Source organism: Dyella sp. 01N448, assembly GCF_056399225.1.
On sequence record NZ_JBFTQX010000003.1, the window covers coordinates 272,866 to 288,748 of the forward strand.

A 15,883-nucleotide genomic window follows, 5' to 3' on the forward strand; every position below is an offset into this window, starting at 1 on the left:
ATCAGGCGGCAGGCAATCGCGCCAGCACGATTTCGCCGCCACCTTCGATGCGTACCGGGTGACCGGGGATCGGGTCGATCCACATCATGTCGTTGGCTTCCAGCGATTGCGAGCGGTGATCGGCGATCACCTTGGCGCGGCCGGACAGCAACAGCAGAAACCAGCGCCAGCCGTTGGGCGCCAGCAGCACCATGGCGCCATTCAAGGGCCGGGCCATCAGCTCGCCCTGGGCCTCGCCTCGCAGCTTGAGGTTGAACGTGCGGGTCGGCGCGGTCGGCAGGCAGGCCTGCGGGTCGTTGCTCTGGTCGAACTGGGCGATCTGGAAGCGGGTGACGTGCTGGGTGCGGCCATCGGGGAAGGCGATGTCCACCGGGGCGTCCAGCGGCACGAAGTGCCGGCGCAGGTCAGCATGTGCTGGAAAATCGACCTCCTGCTCCATCCCGATCAGGGTCATTTGCCACTGCCAGGCCTCGTCGTCCGGTCCGCAGGCAATCGGGGTGATGACTGCCGTGCCCTTGGCGCAGGGCGCGCCATGGAGACCTTCCATGGACAGCCGCTGCAGCTGGCTCATGCCCAGGCGCGACGCTTTTCGGTGCAGGGCGGGTAATAGGCGAACACGTGGTTGTGGGCGCCAAAGAAATCCATATCGTCGATGTGCTCGCCGCCCAGCCGTTCGGCCACGCGGTCGGAAGCTTCGTTGCCGATCTTCACCAGGCTGATGACGCGCGGCGAGCCCAGGGCGTGCCAGGCGAAATCCAGAATGGCGCTGCCTGCTTCGGTGGCGTAGCCATGGTGGCGGAAGTCCGGCTTGAGCATCCAGCCCAGTTCCAGGTCCGGCCAACCTTCAGGGCGCATCAGGCCGGCACGACCGATGAATTCGCCGGTGTCCTTCAGCTCCAGCGCCCACATGCCGTAGCCGCGCAGATGCCAGTGGCCGATCAGCATGGCGAGCGAACGCCAGGCGTTGGTGCGGTCCAGCGGCTGGCCGTCGCCGATCCAGCGGGTGCTGGCGGGGTCGGCGAGCATCGCGGCGTAGTCGTCGAAATGCCGTTCGGCGAGGGCGGTAAGGCGCAGGCGCGCCGTTTCAATAACAGGTATGTCGATCATGATCTTCAGCAAGCAAGTCGGGTGCCATCGAGCAGGGCCGCCAATGCGTGAGTGCTCATCCGTAGGCTTTCGGTCCATGACAGGCCAACAATAGGCTGTCCGGTGGCCGCGTCCGTGAAAGCCTCTTCCTCACCCGGCGGCAACAGGTGCCGGTAGTCCACGGTGATCTCCGTGCCGGCAGGCAAATCGCCCGCCGCGAACACGAAGCCCAGATGCCACAGCCCGGTGGGCTCGAAGCTGTGATTGAGATAGCACTCGTCCGGCCAGTCCGGAGAGACCGTATAGCGGTCCTCGAACCAGCGCGCACTCGCGTACAGCTGGGCCGAAAGCTCGGGCGAGCCAGTCAGTTCGTCGTAGCGATACGTGCGGTCGATCGCGTCCGGGGCCGTGACGATCTGCCCGGCTGACACGTCCTCTAATAGGAACAACCCCTGGCCCGCGCCGGCGATGTTCGACGCGGCGATGCGATAACGCGGAACAATCATGACAGCCCAATGCCGATGGCAAGGCGGGCGAGTGTAGGCGCATCCGGCCGGGGTTTCCATACCGGCCGAATGCGATTGGTGTACTTAAGTGGTTGACACAGTTTGGTTATTGCCCGCCGCCCTTGGCCGCCTTGGGCGCTGCCTTGGCTGGGACGGCTGCTGCGGCGGGCTTTGCGGCGAGTTTCGCGGCGGGTGCCGGCGAGGAACCGGAGCCGGTCAACAGGATGGCGCTGCGGTTGCGCTCCAGCGTGGCGGGTCCCACCCCTTTGACATGGGACAGGTCGGCGACTGTCTTGAAGGGGCCGTGTTCTTCGCGGTAGGCCACGATGGCCTTGGCCTTCGACGGGCCGATCCCGTCCAGCGAGTTGGACAGCGTGGCGGCATCGGCCGTATTGACATTGACGGGCGTGGCGGCGAATGCCGGCCATGCCAGCGCAAGAACCAACAGTGCTGCTGCGATCTGCTTGATCATGGTCACTCCTCCCTTGGTGGATGCGGCCCTCTCGTGGCCGCCCGAGGACTGTGCCCAGCCGCCGCGCTGGTGGCTGTCGGCAGCGGCGGAATGGGTGACCTGGTATCGCCCGTCACGACGCGTGGGCGCTTGTCGATACGCCAGGCCCCTCTCGCACGTGCTGATACAATGACGGCCTTTTCCCACGCTGTAGGAGTCGTCCATGGATACCGCTCGCCTCAACCGTTACATCAGCGGACTGTGGGATGACGAGATCGTGCCGCAGCTGGTCGAGTACATCCGCATTCCGAACAAGTCGCCCATGTTCGATCCCAAGTGGGTGGAGCACGGCTACATGGATGCGGCCGTGAAGCTGATGGAGACGTGGGCGCGCAGCAAGCTCTCCGCGCTGCCGGGCGCCACGCTCGAAGTGGTGCGCCTGGAAGGCCGTACGCCGCTCATCTACATCGAAGTGCCGGGCACGGGCGATGACACCGTCGTGCTGTACGGCCATCTGGACAAGCAGCCGGAAATGACCGGCTGGGCCGAAGGCCTGGGTCCGTGGACGCCCGTGTTGAAAGGCGACAAGCTCTACGGCCGTGGCGGCGCCGACGACGGCTACGCCATCTTCGGTTCTCTCGCCGCACTGCTGGCGCTGCAGGAGCAGGGCGTGCCCCATGCGCGCTGCGTGGTGCTGATCGAAGCCTGCGAAGAGTCGGGCAGCTACGACCTGCCGTACTACGTCGATCACCTCGCCGACCGCATCGGCAACCCGTCGCTGGTGGTGTGCCTGGATTCGGGCTGCGGCAACTACGACCAGTTGTGGCTGACCACCTCGCTGCGCGGCATGACCGGTGGCGAGCTGACCGTGCAGGTGCTGGAAGAGGGCGTGCATTCGGGCGATGCGTCCGGCGTGGTGCCCTCCAGCTTCCGCATCCTGCGCGAGCTGCTGAGCCGACTGGAAGATCCGCAAACCGGCGCGATCAAGCCCAAGGAGCTGTACGTCGACATCCCGCAGCAGCGCATCGACCAGGCCAAGAAATCGGCCGAAGTGCTGGGCACGGCAATCTACGACAAGTTCCCCTTTGTGGCCGGCATGCACCCGGTCACCGAAGACCTCACCGAGCTGGTGCTCAACCGCACCTGGCGTCCGCAGCTGGCGGTCACCGGCGTGGATGGCATGCCGCCGCTGGAAAGCGCAGGCAACGTGCTGCGTCCCAAGACCTCGGTGAAGCTCAGCCTGCGTGTGCCGCCGACATTGTCCGGTGCGAAAGCGGGTCAGCTGGTGAAGCAGCTGCTGGAAAAGGATCCGCCGTACGGCGCCAAGGTCAGCTTCAAGCTCGAGAAAGACGGCAGCGGCTGGAATGCGCCGCAGCTGTCGGCGTGGCTGGAAGAAGCGGTGGCCAAGGCCTCGGAAACGTATTTCGGCGCACCGGCGGCCTATATGGGCGAGGGCGGCAGCATTCCCTTCATGGGCATGTTGGGCGAGAAATTCCCCAAGGCGCAATTCCTGATCACTGGCGTGCTTGGCCCGCACTCCAATGCGCACGGCCCGAACGAATTCCTGCACATCCCCACCGGCAAGAAGGTGTCGATGGTGGTGGCCGACGTGGTGGCTCATCACTACGCGCAGGGCGCCAAGGCCTGAACGTGATCGTCGCCCCGGCGCGATGCCGGGGCGACGCAACCGACTGCGCAGGACGCCGGCAGCAGCCGGACGCAAGCCCGTGCGGTCTCTGGCAGGGTTTTCAGCGATGTCTGATTCCAGCAACGAGCTTTCCTATCTCGCCGAGAACTGGGCGTCCGTGCGCGAGCGCGTCGACGCGGCGTGCCGTGCGGCGGGGCGTGATCCCGGCGAAGTGTCGATCCTGCCGGTGAGCAAGACGTTCGGCCCGGAGGTGGTGCGTGCCGCCCTGGCGCTGGGCCTGCATCGCTTCGGCGAGAACAAGGTGCAGGAGATTCGCAGCAAGGCCGAAGCGCTGGCGGGCGAGCGCATCGAGTGGGTGGTGATCGGCCATCTCCAAACCAATAAGGCTAAGGATGTAGCCCGCCTGGCCAGCGAAGTGCAGTCGCTGGATCGGCTGGAGCTGGCCGACGCTCTGCAAAGGCGCCTGGAGATCGAGGATCGCGTCGTCGACGTGCTGATCGAGGTGAAGACCTCGCCGGAAGACAGCAAGCACGGCCTGCCGCCCGATCAGCTGCCCGGCTTGCTGGACGCCCTGCGCGCCTATGACCGTCTGAAGGTGCGAGGTCTTATGACGTTGGCCGTCCAGTCGGACGATGCCGCGGCCGTTCGCGCCTGCTTCCGCCAGTTACGCCAGCTGCGTGCGGCCGGATTGGACCAGGGCCATGATTTGGCTCGACTTTCCATGGGGATGAGCGGCGACTTCGCGCTCGCCATTGCCGAGGGCGCGACCGAAATCCGGCTCGGTACGGCGATTTTCGGTGTGAGACAGCTCACAAAACATACGGTACCGAACTGAACATTTGGTTCACTAATTGGTCAATATGTAACCAATTTGACACAGCTTTCACCGATAAATCAGTCACTTATCACGCGGCACACCCCAAGCATAGGCCGTGCCAGGTTTCGAAACGACAGGGTACAGTTAACCCCATCCGAACAAACGATCTAGATCCCTTTGCTAAGTTCACGCCTCGATCACGGCCCGTTGACCTGACGACGGCGATTTCCACGAACTGCAAAGGGATGTGTCCCACATGCGAACAAAGCGAATTTTCGCCGCTGCTGCGCTTGCTGGTGCACTGCTTACTTCCCTTCCGCTTTTTGCTGAACCGCTGACCGCCACTCCGGCTTCCACGCCGACGTCGGCTACCGTGACACCGAATCTGATGGGCCAGCTGTCGTTGTTCTCGCCGGCAGCCATGCTTGCCCAGTCCGCCGCTCCCGCCCAAGCCGCTGCCAAGGCCTCGGCCGGCACCACCGGTGCCCTGGGCGATGACGACGACGCCGATGGCGACGGCATGCCGGACAGCGGCGTCAACGCTGTCGCCGCGCTGGCCAACGACACCTCCGACCTGCGCAAGACCCTGATCGGCATGGCCATGCAGCTGCGTGACATCCGTTACGTGCGCGGCGGTCATGATCCGTCCACCGGCTTTGATTGCAGCGGCTTCGTCCGCTACGTGTTCGCCCATGCCGTCGGCCTCGAGCTGCCGACCAACTCCGCTTCGCAGTTCGTGGCTGGCCTCAACGTCAATCGCGGCGACATGAAGCCGGGCGACCTGGTGTTCTTCCGCACCGCCGGCAAGCGTGGCCAGGGCCGCGTGTCGCATGTGGGCATCTATATCGCCAACGGCCAGTTCATCCATTCGCCCTCGCGCGGCAAGACCGTGCGCGTGGACAGCCTGGACCAGTCTTACTGGGCGCAGCGTTTCGCTGGCGCCAAGCGCCCGGGTGCGCTGGCTCGCAGCTAATTTGGACGTCACCGTCAGTCAAAGGCCGCCTCATGGGCGGCCTTTTTTTATGCGACGTTTCCCGCTGCGGGCAATACAAGTTTCAGCCGCCTAGTTGCTGCAGTTCGTCGGACGCCACGATGCGCAGGCCGCCACCCGGTGCCTTGGCCAGCCGCCACATGGCGGTGGCCACCGTGCCGGCCGAGATGCCGCGCCAGCGTCCTGGCAGTACGCGCGAGAAGGGCGCGGCGAATACTTCGCCCATGCGTGGCTTATGGCGCGAACCCAGCAGCAGCGATGGACGCACGATGGTGAGTCGCGGCCATTCCTGTTTCTGCAAGGCTACTTCCAACTCGCCCTTGGTGCGGTTGTAGAACAAGCGCGAGGTCGGATCCGCGCCCAGCGCGCTGATCACCAGATAGTGGCTGGCGCCAAGCGCATGCGCATGCTTGGCGAGCGATAGCGGGAGGTCGTAATCGACCATGCGGAACGCCTCGCGGGATCCGGCCTGGCCGATGGTGGTGCCCAGGCAACAGAACACCGTGTCGGCTTGTCCGTGCAACTGCGCGATCAGGTGGCTGACCATGCCCACCGGGTTCTCGAGTTTCGGATGAGGCGCCAATGGCCGACGCGTGGGGGCGTAGACGTGCTCCACCGAGTCATCCGCAAGCAACAGCTCGAGCAGCTTATGCCCGGTCAGTCCGGTGGCACCGGCAAGCAGTACATGGCGCGGCGGCGTGCTCATGGCGACATTGTATGGCGAGGTTTGTTATGGCGACCGAAGTCTTGCCTGGCTGCGCTTGAACCCCATGTTGAGCATTCGCTTTCCCCCGGAAGAACCCCGATGTCGCTATCCCCCTTGCTTGCCATGCCGGGCGTCCATGCGCCCGAGGCCGCCACCCACGGCTACGTGTTCAACCACACCATGATCCGCGTGAAGGATCTGAGTCGTTCGCTGGACTTCTACACGCGCGTACTGGGCTTCACGCCGGTGCACCGCCAGGACTTTGCCGAGGCGGCCTTCACCATCGTGTACCTGGTGCTGGCGCCGGATCGCTCGGTCATCCCCGAGGACGATGCCGCCCGCCTGCGCTGGGTGCTCGGCCAGCCGGGTGTGCTGGAGCTGACCCACAACCACGGCACCGAGCACGACGAGGCGTTTCACTACCACCACGGCAACGCCGAGCCGCGCGGTTTTGGCCACCTGTGCGTCTCCGTGCCGAACGTGCAAGAAGCCTGCGCCCGCTTCGAGGCCTTGGGCGTGACGTTCCAGAAGCGCCTGAGCGATGGACGCATGAAGCACATCGCATTTATTCGCGATCCCGACGACTACTGGATCGAGATCCTGCAGCCGGCCGCGTTCATCGGCTGAGCTGGGCCGTCCTGCTGTTGTCGGGAGAAGTTCTTGATCACGTCGTGCTCCCTTCCTTGATGGCACCCCCAATGCCCCGTCATTCCCGCAAAAGCGGGAGTCCGGTGACTCTCAGGACCTGAAGCGAAGGCGCAGGATCCCTGCGTTGGCAGGGATGGCGAGCAAGTACGCGGTTTTCCGAGGCTCCCTTTATGGCCATTGGCCGTGGCGATGCACGGCCTCTACCAGTACGCTTGGGAATATTGCCCCGCGGATTCGCCCCGATATGCCGTTTGACCTTCCTCCCGTCACTCGCAACCTGCTGATCGCCAATGTGGCGGTGTATCTCCTGCAGCAGATCATGGGCGAAACGCTGCTGACCTACTTCGCGCTGTGGCCGTGGGGCCCGGACCAGGTCGCCCAGGGGGCGCAGGGCCTGGTCTCGGTAGGTTTCCGTCCGTGGCAGCTGATCACTTATGCCTTCATGCATGGCAGCCTGACGCACCTGTTCTCGAACATGCTGGCGCTCTTCATGTTTGGCGGGCAGATCGAGCGCGTGTTTGGTGCGCGCAACTTCGTCGTCTATTACTTCGTCTGCCTGGTGGTCGCCGCGCTGGCGCAGCTGGTGGTGGTGAACTGGTTTACCGGCGGCTTCTATCCGACCCTGGGCGCGTCGGGTGCGATCTTCGGCATCCTGCTGGCGTTCGGCATGTTGTTCCCGCACGAGAAGATGATCCTGATCTTCCTGCCGATCCCGATTTCCGCCTGGCTGTTCGTGACACTTTACGGACTGGCCGAGCTCTACATGGGCGTGACCGGCACGCAGGCAGGCATCGCGCATTTTGCGCACCTGGGCGGCATGCTCGGTGGTTTTGTATTGATCCAGTACTGGCGGGGCAAGCTCCCCATCAAGCCGCAGCGCAAACTCTGGCGCTGATCGCAGCACTCGCAGTCTTCCGGCAGTTTCCATGACACAGCATCTCCAGCGTCGACTGACGCCGCGCCACATCACCTTCATGGCGCTCGGCATGGCCATCGGCGCAGGCCTGTTCCTCGGCTCCGCCGATGCGATCAAACTGGCCGGCCCTTCGGTGTTGTTTGCCTACCTGTTCGGCGGCGTGATGATCTACATCATCATGCGCGCGCTGGGCGAGATGACCGTGCGCGATCCGGTCGCCGGTTCCTTCAGCGTGTATGCGCAGCGTTATCTCGGCCCCTTCGCCGGTTTCGTCACCGGCTGGAATTACTGGCTGCTGATGGTCGGCGTCGGCATGGCCGAAGCCACGGCCGTGGGCGCGTACATGCACGAGTGGTTTCCCGATTGGCCACGCTGGATCTGGGTGCTGGGCAGCGTGGTGATGATCGGCGGACTGAACCTGCTCACCGTGAAGATTTACGGCGAGATGGAGTTCTGGTTCACCCTGGTGAAGGTGATCACGGTGCTGGCGATGATCGTGGGCGGGCTGAGCATCATCTTTGTTGGCTGGGGCAATGGCGGACGGCCCACCGGCTTGTCGAACCTGTGGTCGAACGGCGGCTGGTTTCCGCACGGCTTGCTCGGCATGGTGCTGGCGCTGCCGGTGGTGGTGTTCTCGTTTGGCGGTGTGGAAACCGTAGGTATCGCCGCTGGCGAAGCGGCACAGCCCGAGCGCACGATTCCACGCGCGGTGAATTCGGTGCTGTGGCGCATCCTGATTTTCTACGTGGGTGCGCTGTTCGTGATCATGGCCATCTATCCGTGGACGGGTCTTGGCGAACACGGCAGTCCGTTTGTCACCACCTTTGCCAAGCTCGGCATTCCGCAGGCGGCCGGTCTGATCAATTTCGTGGTGATCACCGCGGCGCTGTCCGGCTTCAATTGCACCACCTTCAGTGGCAGCCGCATGCTGTACAGCCTGGCCTGCAAGGGGCAGGCGCCGGCGGCGCTGAGCGAAGTGAACGAGCAGGGCGTGCCGGTGCGCGCGATCCTGGTGACGCTTGCGGTGCTGTTGCTTGCCGTGCTGCTGAACTATCTGCTGCCGGCCAAAGTGTTCGGCATGATGATGTCGATCCTCTCGTTCAACACCGTGTGGACGTGGACGATGGTGCTGCTGGCGCACTACAGCTTCCGTCGTCAGTTGCGCGCGCGGGGTGAGGCGCCGGCAGCGTTCCGGCTGCGCTGGTGGCCGCTGAGCGGCATCGTCTGCGTGGCGTTCCTGGGTTTTGTGGTGGTGATGCTGGGCGTCAGCCCGGATACGCGCATCGCGCTCTATATCGGAGCGGCCTGGGTCGCGCTGCTGGCAATCGCTTACCGGTTGTTCCAGGTGCAAGGACGCATGCAGCTGGTGGCGCAAAGCTAGACTCGTGCTCGGCGGGCGAGGGCCCGCGCAGCAGGAGTCTTCACGTGCGCACCATCGGACTGATTGGCGGCATGAGCTGGGAATCCAGCCTGCTTTACTACCAGTGGATCAATCGCGGCATCCGCGATCGATGCGGGCCGCTGTATTCCGCCAGGCTGCTGCTCGACAGCCTGAATTTCCAGGAGATTGCCACCTGGCAACGCGAAGGCGACTGGGATGCCGCCGGCGCAGCGCTGGCCGCATCAGCGCGTCGGCTCGAAGCGGGCGGCGCCGAATGCATCGTGCTGGCGACCAACACCATGCACAAGATGGCGGATGCCATCACTAGTGCGACCCGCTTGCCATTCATCCATATCGCCGATCCCGCCGGCGCGGCGATCGCCGCCCAGGGTCTGCATTCGGTTCTGCTGCTGGGCACCGAGTTCACCATGTCGGAGAGCTTCTACCGCGTCCGCCTGCAGGAGCGATTCAATCTGCATTGCGTGGTGCCGTCCAAGTCGCAGCGTGCGGACGTCCATCGCATCATCTACGACGAGCTATGCGCCGGCGTGATCAACGAGGCGTCGCGGGAGATCTATCGATCCATCATCGAGGAGGCGGCCATCAACGGTGCGCAAGGCGTCATTCTTGGATGCACCGAGATTGGCTTGCTGCTGCGGCAGGACGATGTCCTGCTGCCGTTGTTCAATACGGCTGAGCTGCACGCCGCAGCGGCCGTGGCTTTTGCGTTGGGTTAGAAGCGTGCGTAGGTGATGCCGCCTGCAGCAGGCGCTGCAGGGCGGCAGAAATGCCGCGATGCGATGTTCCTCGCCCCGCGTTAGCGCAGGGCGAGGAAGTCCGGACTCACCACAAAGCGCACCGCGTCGAGTCGAAGACGCGCCCCCGGCAGCGCCTGCAGCAAGGCGGTGCGCTCATCCGCAACGGCGGCGATTTCAGCCTCGCTGATGGCGGGATTCACGGCACGCAACGCGAGCAGGCGCGAGAGTTCGGCATCCAGCGTGTCGGTGGCCAAGGCCACGGCTTCATCCACATTCGCCTTGGCACGCTCGGCCGCGATGGCGTCCGCCTTCTCCAGCATCGGCGGCACCAGTTTGGCGAGGAACTTGCGGTAGCGAGCCACTTCGATGCTGCGGTCCGCCGCCTTGCGCAGGCCGATGTCGCTCGGGCGGAAATCCGCTCGCTCGATGAGGCGCGTATCGATGGTCACCACGATCGGCTGCGGCGGCAGGAAACGTTCGGCGTCCAGCTTGCGGTCGGCGACGCATTCGATAAGGAATACCGCCTGCAACAACGCGCTGCGTACCGGCAATGCATCGTCCACCAGGAAGGCCGCATTGCCTTGCTCGTTGGATAGCGTCAGGTCGAGTGCGCCCAACACCATCGGATGATCCAGCCGCAGCAGCGGCAGTTCTTCGCGCGCGAGCGCCACCTCACGGGCGAACGTCACCGCCTGCGGGCCTTCGGCGAAGCCGGGCAGGGCGTCGGTGGAGAGGTATTGCGGATCGAGCAGCATGACCTTGCCGCCCAGTTCTTCGGCGTGAATGCCGAAGCGCTCGAGCAGACTCTGGATGAAGGCGTCGCGGCTCGGGTCGTTGTCTTCGCGAGTAAATGCCTGCGCCAGTTCATCGGCATGCAGGTCGCGGCTGGCAGCGAGTTCCAACAGGTGATCGCGGCCATCGCGGATCAGCTCCGCCATTTCCTCGTGTGCGCCGCGTGTTTCCGCCAGCAGCACCTCGAGTTCCTGGTCGCGATTGTCATCGCCGCGCGCGTGCTCGCTGGCGAGACGGGCGAGCGAGTCGCCAAAACGGCGCAGCAGCTCGCGGCCATCGGCGGGACTGGTACGGAACGCATCCACGCCCTCGTCATACCAGCGGGCCAGCACGTGCTGCGCGCTGTCGGCGACAGCAAGTACATGGATGCTGATGTCGTGCTTCTGTCCGATGCGATCGAGGCGGCCGATGCGCTGTTCCAGCAGGTCCGGATCCAGCGGCAGATCCCACAGCACCAGGCGATGAGCGAACTGGAAGTTGCGGCCCTCCGAACCAATCTCCGAGCACAGCAGCAGGCGCGCACCGTCGGGTTGTGCGAAGTACGCCGCATTGCGGTCGCGCTGCACGATGCCCAGGCCTTCATGGAAGCGGGCCAGGCCCACGCCACTCTTGGTGCGCAGCGCTTCTTCCAGCGCGAGCACCTTGGCCTGGCTGCGGCAGATCAGCAGGAACTTGTCCTGCGGATGCGCGTCTAGCAGGGCGACCAGCGCGTCGATGCGCGGATCGTTGCCGTAGTCGATCTCGATGACTGGCGAGGGTTGCTGGATGTCGGCGTGGAATTCGCCCAGCAAGGCCTGGCGCGCGTCGTCGCTCAGCGTGTCCTTGTCGATCAGGTGCCATACCGGCGCGCGCTTGGGAAAACCGCCGATGCTGGCGCGACGATTGCGGAACATGGCGCGGCCGGTGCCGTGGCGGTCGATCAGCGCGGCGAGGATCTCGCGTGCATGCTCCGGCTTGGTCGTATCGGCCAGGCGGGCCTGCAGGGCATCGTCGCCCGCAAAGGTCTCGCGCAGCGCGGCCAGTTGCGGCTCGTCGAGCGCCTTGCCGTCGAGCAGGCGGTCGGCCACTTTCGACAAGCTGTGGAATTTGTCCGACTCGGACAGATAGACGTCCAGATCGTGATAGCGCTGCGGATCGAGCAGGCGCAAGCGGGCGAAATGGCCGCTGCGGCCCAGTTGTTCCGGCGTCGCGGTGAGCAGGATCACGCCCGGCGTGGCCGCGGCGAGCTGATCTACCAAGGTATAGCGCGGGCTGGCGGCTTCGGGCGACCAGGCCAGGTGATGGGCCTCGTCCACCACCAGCAGGTCCCAGCGGGCTTCCAGCAGCTGCTGGGCGCGCTTGGGCGATTGCTCCAGGAAACTGAAGTCGGCGATGACGAGCTGCTCGTCTTCGAAGGGATTGGCGGTGTCGCCGCCCTGTTCCAGCGACTCGCAACGCTCTTCGTCGTAAATGGCGAAGCTGAGGTTGAAGCGGCGCAGCAGTTCCACGAACCACTGGTAGACCAGCGTGTCGGGCAGCAGGATCAGCACGCGGCCAGCGCGCCCCGTGGCCAGCTGACGGGCAATAATCATGCCCGCCTCGATCGTCTTGCCCAGGCCGACCTCATCGGCGAGCAAGACGCGGGGAGGGCGGCGCGAGGAGGCAATGCCCGCCACACGCAACTGATGTGGCACCAGTCCGATGCGCGAGGCGGCCAGGCCCCATGCCGGCGAGCGGCGCGCCTCGGCACGGCGCTTGAGGCCTTCCAGGCGCAGCTCAAAATGGGCTACGGGGTCGGTACGACCACCGATCAGGCGATCATCGGCCTGGCTGACGCTTTGTTCGTCGTCGAGCTGGCCTTCCTCCAGCTCACGGCCTTCGCCGCGATAGACCAGCAGGTCTTCACGTATCTCCACCCGTTCAACCAGAAAGGCCAGGCCCTTGCCGGCCACGCGCTGGCCAGGGCGGAATTCCGCGCGCACCAGTGGCGCCGAGTCGACCGCGTAAGGCCGCAGCACCCCCGCCTTGGCGAACAATACCTGCACACCACGCCCTTCGACGCGCAGCACAGTGCCGAGGCCAAGCTCGGGCTCGGCGGTGGAGATCCAACGTTGACCGGGAACAAACATCAGGGAGAGGGGCCTGCCAGTTGCAAGGACCGCCAATTATCCGCTCAGTGGTTGTCGATGCCTAGCGAAACCGTCGGCTGCTGCTCGATGGCGCAGTGACGGCCGTCACCAATGCGCGGCGGCTGCCGACCGTTTATCGGAAAGATGCCCCCAATCGTCGGCTGCTGGCTGGTTACCTCAAAACTCGTGAGTACAGTTGGCCCATGCGGGTCGGGTGTTCTCGTACCGGCCATTCGTCAACGGAGTGCACCGTTGATGGTTCCAGGGGTAGGGGGCAACGTGAATCGATTGGAATTTGGCAAGCTTGCCAAGCGACGGCCTGTGCCGTGCAGGCGGGCGCCCGTGCGCAGCGAGCAGGGCTTCACCCTGGTGGAGCTGGTGATCACCATGGTCGTGGCCGTCATCTTGATCTCGATCGCCGTGCCCAGCTTCACCCGGATCATCGCGACCAACCGGCTCACCACCACCACCAATGAAATCATCGCGGCGGTCAATGTCGCGCGCATGGAGGCGGTCAAGCGCAACAGCAGTATTGCGTTCTGCAGCGATTCTGCCGCCAACAACACCACCGACACCTTGGGATCGGCCTGCGGTACGCAGGTGGGCGCGATCTATCTGCTGACCAGCGGGACCAACACCACGCAAGTGCGTGCCAGCCTGCCCGGCATCGTGTGGCCAATCCAGCTCAGCGGCAGCGTGACGGCCCTGCGCTTCTCCGGTACGGGCTTCGCCAAGGCAGTGGGTGCCACCGCTCCCTACGGCGGCACGGTAGCCGATATCTGCACCACGGCGACGAGCGCCGACAATCATCAGAAGATCACGATGTCGACCGGTTCGATCATGGCGGTGACGTCTTACACGGGGACATGTCCGTGATGAGCAATCTCATTCTGAGTATGTGCGGCCGGCCGGCTGCATCAAGTCGATCTGAGCGGGTGCGCATGCCTTCACGCGCAAGGGCGCAGTCGGGCGCCGGCCTGATCGAAGTGCTGGTGGCCGTGCTGATCCTTTCCATCGGTTTTCTCGGCATTGCGGCCCTGCAGGCCAAGTCGCTGTCCACCAACAACAGCGCCATGGCGCGCAGCATGGCCACCATCGAGAGCTATACGATCCTCGACTCGATGCGTGCCGACATCAATACCGCGGTGGCCAACGGCTACAACGGCACCTGGAAGGGCAATGCTTGTCCTGCGGCCGGCTCGAGCCTCTCCAGTGTGCAGATCAACCAGTGGTGCACGCATCTTGGCGCCGACCTCGGCGCCACTGCCAACACCATTGGCACGATTGCCTGCACGCCCGCCAGCGGCACGAATTCCGCCAACTGCACCGTCACCATCCAGTTTGATGACAGCCGTGCCGGCCTTAGCGGCACATCCACCCAACAAGTTGTCACGCAGGCCCTGCTATGAGTGAGTATTCCATGCGCCGCACTCGAACGCGCAGGCGAGCCGCTGGCTTCACCTTGATCGAGCTGATGGTGGCCATGTTGTTGGGGCTGATTGTCATCGGCGGCGTGACCAGCGTGTTTTTGGCGGGTCAGCAGACTTACCGCACGAACGATGCGCTGGGCGAAGTGCAGGATGCGTCGCGCATCGCGTTCGAGCTGCTTTCCCGCGACGTGCGCAGCGCCGGTTACACGGGGTGTGACGGAAGCAGCGGCCGCATCGCCAACGTGATCAACGCGCCTATCCCGTGGTACGCCGACTGGAGCAACACCCTGTTGGGGTATGACGATGCCAGCAAGGACCCGGCATTGAGCACGCTCCCCACCAGTGGCGCGACTTCGCCGGTGGCGGCTACCAGCTCGGTGCACACGCTTGGCAGCACCAACCTGGATGTCGTGGTTTCGGCGGTGACGCCAAGCAGTGCAGCCAACATCAATATCAATGCCGCCAGCACGTTGTTGACGACCGGCAGTCTGATCATGGTCTGCGATTTCGACCACTCCACCATCATGCAGGTCGACTCTTATGCTGCCGGTGGCACGGTGGTGACCCACAACAGCGGCTCGGCGATTCCTCCGGGCAATTGCTCGCTGGGCCTTGGCTATCCGACCAGCTGCGGCACCGCCAATGCGTACACCTTCCTCGCCAACGCCAGGATGGCCTTGCTCAGCGGGTCGGTCTGGTATCTGGGCAACAACCCGGCTGGCACGACGTCGCTTTATCGCCTGACTGCCATTTCCAGCGCCACCGGGACCACGGCTACCGCCCAGGAAATGGTGCGCAATGTCACCGCGCTGAAGATCAGCTACTTGCCGTTGGGCAATGCGGCATTTGGCACGGCCGCCAGCGTCACCAACTGGCCGCAGGTAACGGCCGTGCAAGTCCAGCTCACGCTGGCAAGTACGAACAAGCTTGCCGGTGTCGACGGCAAGCCGCTGGTGCGTTCGTTTACCAGCACCACCACACTGCGCAATCGAGTGCCGTGACATGACGATGGCCAACACATTCCGACATCGCGCCGCACGCGGCGAACCCATGAAATCGTCCCAGCGCGGTGTTGCCCTGGTGGTGGCGATGATTCTGTTGATACTCATCACCCTGGTGGGCCTGGCGGCTGTTCGCGGCACCATCATGCAGCAGCGGATGGCGGCGAATCTTTACGATCGCCAGGTGGCGTTCCAGAGCGCCGAAGCGGCAATACGCGAGGCGTCGGCGCTGATTCCCACCCAACCCACACTGATCTGGCACAACTGCCAGGCCGGTGGCGTGACCTGCCTGCCCAATCCGTTCAACGATCCCACGCTGACCACCGCCAATATCAATCCGGTGGCCACGGGCACCGGAACAGGCGCCTATACCGCCAGCGCGACGGCCGCGAGCCAGCCGGAATACGTGGTGGAAAACATGGGCAACTGGGTTGACCAGAGCAGCAATACGGGTAGTGGGCAGACGGCCAATTGCCGCAATTACGGCGCGCAGGGTTGCTCCAGTTCGGTGGTGTTCTATCGCATCACTGCGCGCAGCGGCAATCCCGCCGTGGTGGGTGACCGTGCCGTTGTCACCTTGCAAGCCATCGTCAAACAGGGCTGATCATGTCGATTTCTCCGTCCATGCAGCACCTGCCTCGCCA

The 15,883-nt window shown here is 64.4% G+C and carries 17 protein-coding genes; 11 read left to right on the forward strand and 6 right to left on the reverse strand.

The genetic code is table 11. The features are described 5' to 3' along the window. Position 1: 1 nt before the first annotated feature. From AC1DKY_RS05280 to AC1DKY_RS05295, 4 genes are all read right to left on the reverse strand, one after another. Positions 2-571 (reverse strand): HutD family protein, encoded by a 570-nt coding sequence (locus AC1DKY_RS05280; RefSeq protein ID WP_441602654.1) that lies wholly within the window; start codon positions 569-571, stop codon positions 2-4. After that, on the reverse strand, positions 568-1,107 hold the full coding sequence (locus AC1DKY_RS05285; RefSeq protein ID WP_441602655.1) for a GNAT family N-acetyltransferase: 540 nt from the start codon (positions 1,105-1,107) through the stop codon (positions 568-570). The genes AC1DKY_RS05280 and AC1DKY_RS05285 overlap by 4 nt, the downstream gene beginning before the upstream one ends. A 5-nt stretch (positions 1,108-1,112) precedes the next feature. Beyond that, positions 1,113-1,592 (reverse strand): SET domain-containing protein, encoded by a 480-nt coding sequence (locus AC1DKY_RS05290; RefSeq protein ID WP_441602656.1) that lies wholly within the window; start codon positions 1,590-1,592, stop codon positions 1,113-1,115. A 106-nt stretch (positions 1,593-1,698) separates the two neighbouring features. After that, a complete protein-coding gene (locus tag AC1DKY_RS05295) occupies positions 1,699-2,064 on the reverse strand; it encodes a ComEA family DNA-binding protein (RefSeq protein WP_441602657.1) in 366 nt (121 codons plus the stop codon). A gap of 202 nt (positions 2,065-2,266) precedes the next feature. Between AC1DKY_RS05295 and AC1DKY_RS05300 the strand changes: the two genes are divergently transcribed. From AC1DKY_RS05300 to AC1DKY_RS05310, 3 genes are all read left to right on the forward strand, one after another. Continuing rightward, on the forward strand, positions 2,267-3,691 hold the full coding sequence (locus AC1DKY_RS05300; protein WP_441602658.1) for a M20 family metallopeptidase: 1,425 nt from the start codon (positions 2,267-2,269) through the stop codon (positions 3,689-3,691). A 106-nt stretch (positions 3,692-3,797) separates the two neighbouring features. Next, a complete protein-coding gene (locus AC1DKY_RS05305) occupies positions 3,798-4,526 on the forward strand; it encodes a YggS family pyridoxal phosphate-dependent enzyme (protein WP_441602659.1) in 729 nt (242 codons plus the stop codon). A gap of 238 nt (positions 4,527-4,764) precedes the next feature. Next, on the forward strand, positions 4,765-5,481 hold the full coding sequence (locus AC1DKY_RS05310) for a C40 family peptidase (RefSeq protein ID WP_441602660.1): 717 nt from the start codon (positions 4,765-4,767) through the stop codon (positions 5,479-5,481). Between the two features lie 82 nt (positions 5,482-5,563). Here AC1DKY_RS05310 and AC1DKY_RS05315 read toward each other — a convergent pair whose 3' ends face one another. Continuing rightward, positions 5,564-6,205 carry an NAD(P)H-binding protein gene (locus AC1DKY_RS05315; RefSeq protein WP_441602661.1) on the reverse strand — a complete coding sequence of 214 codons (642 nt, stop codon included), beginning with the start codon at positions 6,203-6,205 and terminating at the stop codon, positions 5,564-5,566. A 99-nt stretch (positions 6,206-6,304) separates the two neighbouring features. Between AC1DKY_RS05315 and gloA the strand changes: the two genes are divergently transcribed. The 4 genes from gloA (at position 6,305) to AC1DKY_RS05335 (ending at position 9,887) form a co-directional block, all read left to right on the forward strand. Beyond that, positions 6,305-6,832: a lactoylglutathione lyase gene (gene gloA, locus AC1DKY_RS05320; protein ID WP_441602662.1), complete on the forward strand. Its 528-nt coding sequence runs from the start codon at positions 6,305-6,307 to the stop codon at positions 6,830-6,832. A gap of 265 nt (positions 6,833-7,097) precedes the next feature. Further along, positions 7,098-7,748 (forward strand): rhomboid family intramembrane serine protease, encoded by a 651-nt coding sequence (locus AC1DKY_RS05325; RefSeq protein WP_441602663.1) that lies wholly within the window; start codon positions 7,098-7,100, stop codon positions 7,746-7,748. Between the two features lie 31 nt (positions 7,749-7,779). After that, a complete protein-coding gene (locus AC1DKY_RS05330) occupies positions 7,780-9,150 on the forward strand; it encodes an amino acid permease (protein ID WP_441602664.1) in 1,371 nt (456 codons plus the stop codon). A 44-nt stretch (positions 9,151-9,194) separates the two neighbouring features. Continuing rightward, complete coding sequence (locus AC1DKY_RS05335; protein ID WP_441602665.1) at positions 9,195-9,887, forward strand: aspartate/glutamate racemase family protein; 693 nt, start codon at positions 9,195-9,197, stop codon at positions 9,885-9,887. Positions 9,888-9,967: 80 nt separating this feature from the next. Here AC1DKY_RS05335 and rapA read toward each other — a convergent pair whose 3' ends face one another. Then, positions 9,968-12,808: an RNA polymerase-associated protein RapA gene (gene rapA, locus AC1DKY_RS05340; protein ID WP_441602666.1), complete on the reverse strand. Its 2,841-nt coding sequence runs from the start codon at positions 12,806-12,808 to the stop codon at positions 9,968-9,970. Positions 12,809-13,150: 342 nt separating this feature from the next. Between rapA and AC1DKY_RS05345 the strand changes: the two genes are divergently transcribed. From AC1DKY_RS05345 to AC1DKY_RS05360, 4 genes are all read left to right on the forward strand, one after another. Beyond that, positions 13,151-13,684 carry a GspH/FimT family pseudopilin gene (locus AC1DKY_RS05345; protein ID WP_441602667.1) on the forward strand — a complete coding sequence of 178 codons (534 nt, stop codon included), beginning with the start codon at positions 13,151-13,153 and terminating at the stop codon, positions 13,682-13,684. 65 nt (positions 13,685-13,749) lie between these two features. Next, the gene (gene pilV / locus AC1DKY_RS05350) at positions 13,750-14,217 is read left to right on the forward strand and encodes a type IV pilus modification protein PilV (protein WP_441602668.1); all 468 of its coding nucleotides are present in this window, start codon (positions 13,750-13,752) and stop codon (positions 14,215-14,217) included. 11 nt (positions 14,218-14,228) lie between these two features. Continuing rightward, a complete protein-coding gene (locus tag AC1DKY_RS05355) occupies positions 14,229-15,239 on the forward strand; it encodes a prepilin-type N-terminal cleavage/methylation domain-containing protein (RefSeq protein WP_441602669.1) in 1,011 nt (336 codons plus the stop codon). Between the two features lie 49 nt (positions 15,240-15,288). Then, positions 15,289-15,843, forward strand: a complete 555-nt coding sequence (locus AC1DKY_RS05360; protein ID WP_441602670.1) for a pilus assembly PilX family protein — start codon at positions 15,289-15,291, stop codon at positions 15,841-15,843. Positions 15,844-15,883: the final 40 nt, after the last annotated feature.

Bases quoted from the DNA above. Each gene is read 5' to 3' on its own strand.
- AC1DKY_RS05280 (WP_441602654.1), bottom strand. From the start codon at position 571: ATGAGCCAGCTGCAGCGGCTGTCCATGGAAGGTCTCCATGGCGCGCCC.
- AC1DKY_RS05285 (WP_441602655.1), bottom strand. From the start codon at position 1,107: ATGATCGACATACCTGTTATTGAAACGGCGCGCCTGCGCCTTACCGCC.
- AC1DKY_RS05290 (WP_441602656.1), bottom strand. From the start codon at position 1,592: ATGATTGTTCCGCGTTATCGCATCGCCGCGTCGAACATCGCCGGCGCG.
- AC1DKY_RS05295 (WP_441602657.1), bottom strand. From the start codon at position 2,064: ATGATCAAGCAGATCGCAGCAGCACTGTTGGTTCTTGCGCTGGCATGG.
- AC1DKY_RS05300 (WP_441602658.1), top strand. From the start codon at position 2,267: ATGGATACCGCTCGCCTCAACCGTTACATCAGCGGACTGTGGGATGAC.
- AC1DKY_RS05305 (WP_441602659.1), top strand. From the start codon at position 3,798: ATGTCTGATTCCAGCAACGAGCTTTCCTATCTCGCCGAGAACTGGGCG.
- AC1DKY_RS05310 (WP_441602660.1), top strand. From the start codon at position 4,765: ATGCGAACAAAGCGAATTTTCGCCGCTGCTGCGCTTGCTGGTGCACTG.
- AC1DKY_RS05315 (WP_441602661.1), bottom strand. From the start codon at position 6,205: ATGAGCACGCCGCCGCGCCATGTACTGCTTGCCGGTGCCACCGGACTG.
- gloA (WP_441602662.1), top strand. From the start codon at position 6,305: ATGTCGCTATCCCCCTTGCTTGCCATGCCGGGCGTCCATGCGCCCGAG.
- AC1DKY_RS05325 (WP_441602663.1), top strand. From the start codon at position 7,098: ATGCCGTTTGACCTTCCTCCCGTCACTCGCAACCTGCTGATCGCCAAT.
- AC1DKY_RS05330 (WP_441602664.1), top strand. From the start codon at position 7,780: ATGACACAGCATCTCCAGCGTCGACTGACGCCGCGCCACATCACCTTC.
- rapA (WP_441602666.1), bottom strand. From the start codon at position 12,808: ATGTTTGTTCCCGGTCAACGTTGGATCTCCACCGCCGAGCCCGAGCTT.
- pilV (WP_441602668.1), top strand. From the start codon at position 13,750: ATGCCTTCACGCGCAAGGGCGCAGTCGGGCGCCGGCCTGATCGAAGTG.
- AC1DKY_RS05355 (WP_441602669.1), top strand. From the start codon at position 14,229: ATGCGCCGCACTCGAACGCGCAGGCGAGCCGCTGGCTTCACCTTGATC.
- AC1DKY_RS05360 (WP_441602670.1), top strand. From the start codon at position 15,289: ATGAAATCGTCCCAGCGCGGTGTTGCCCTGGTGGTGGCGATGATTCTG.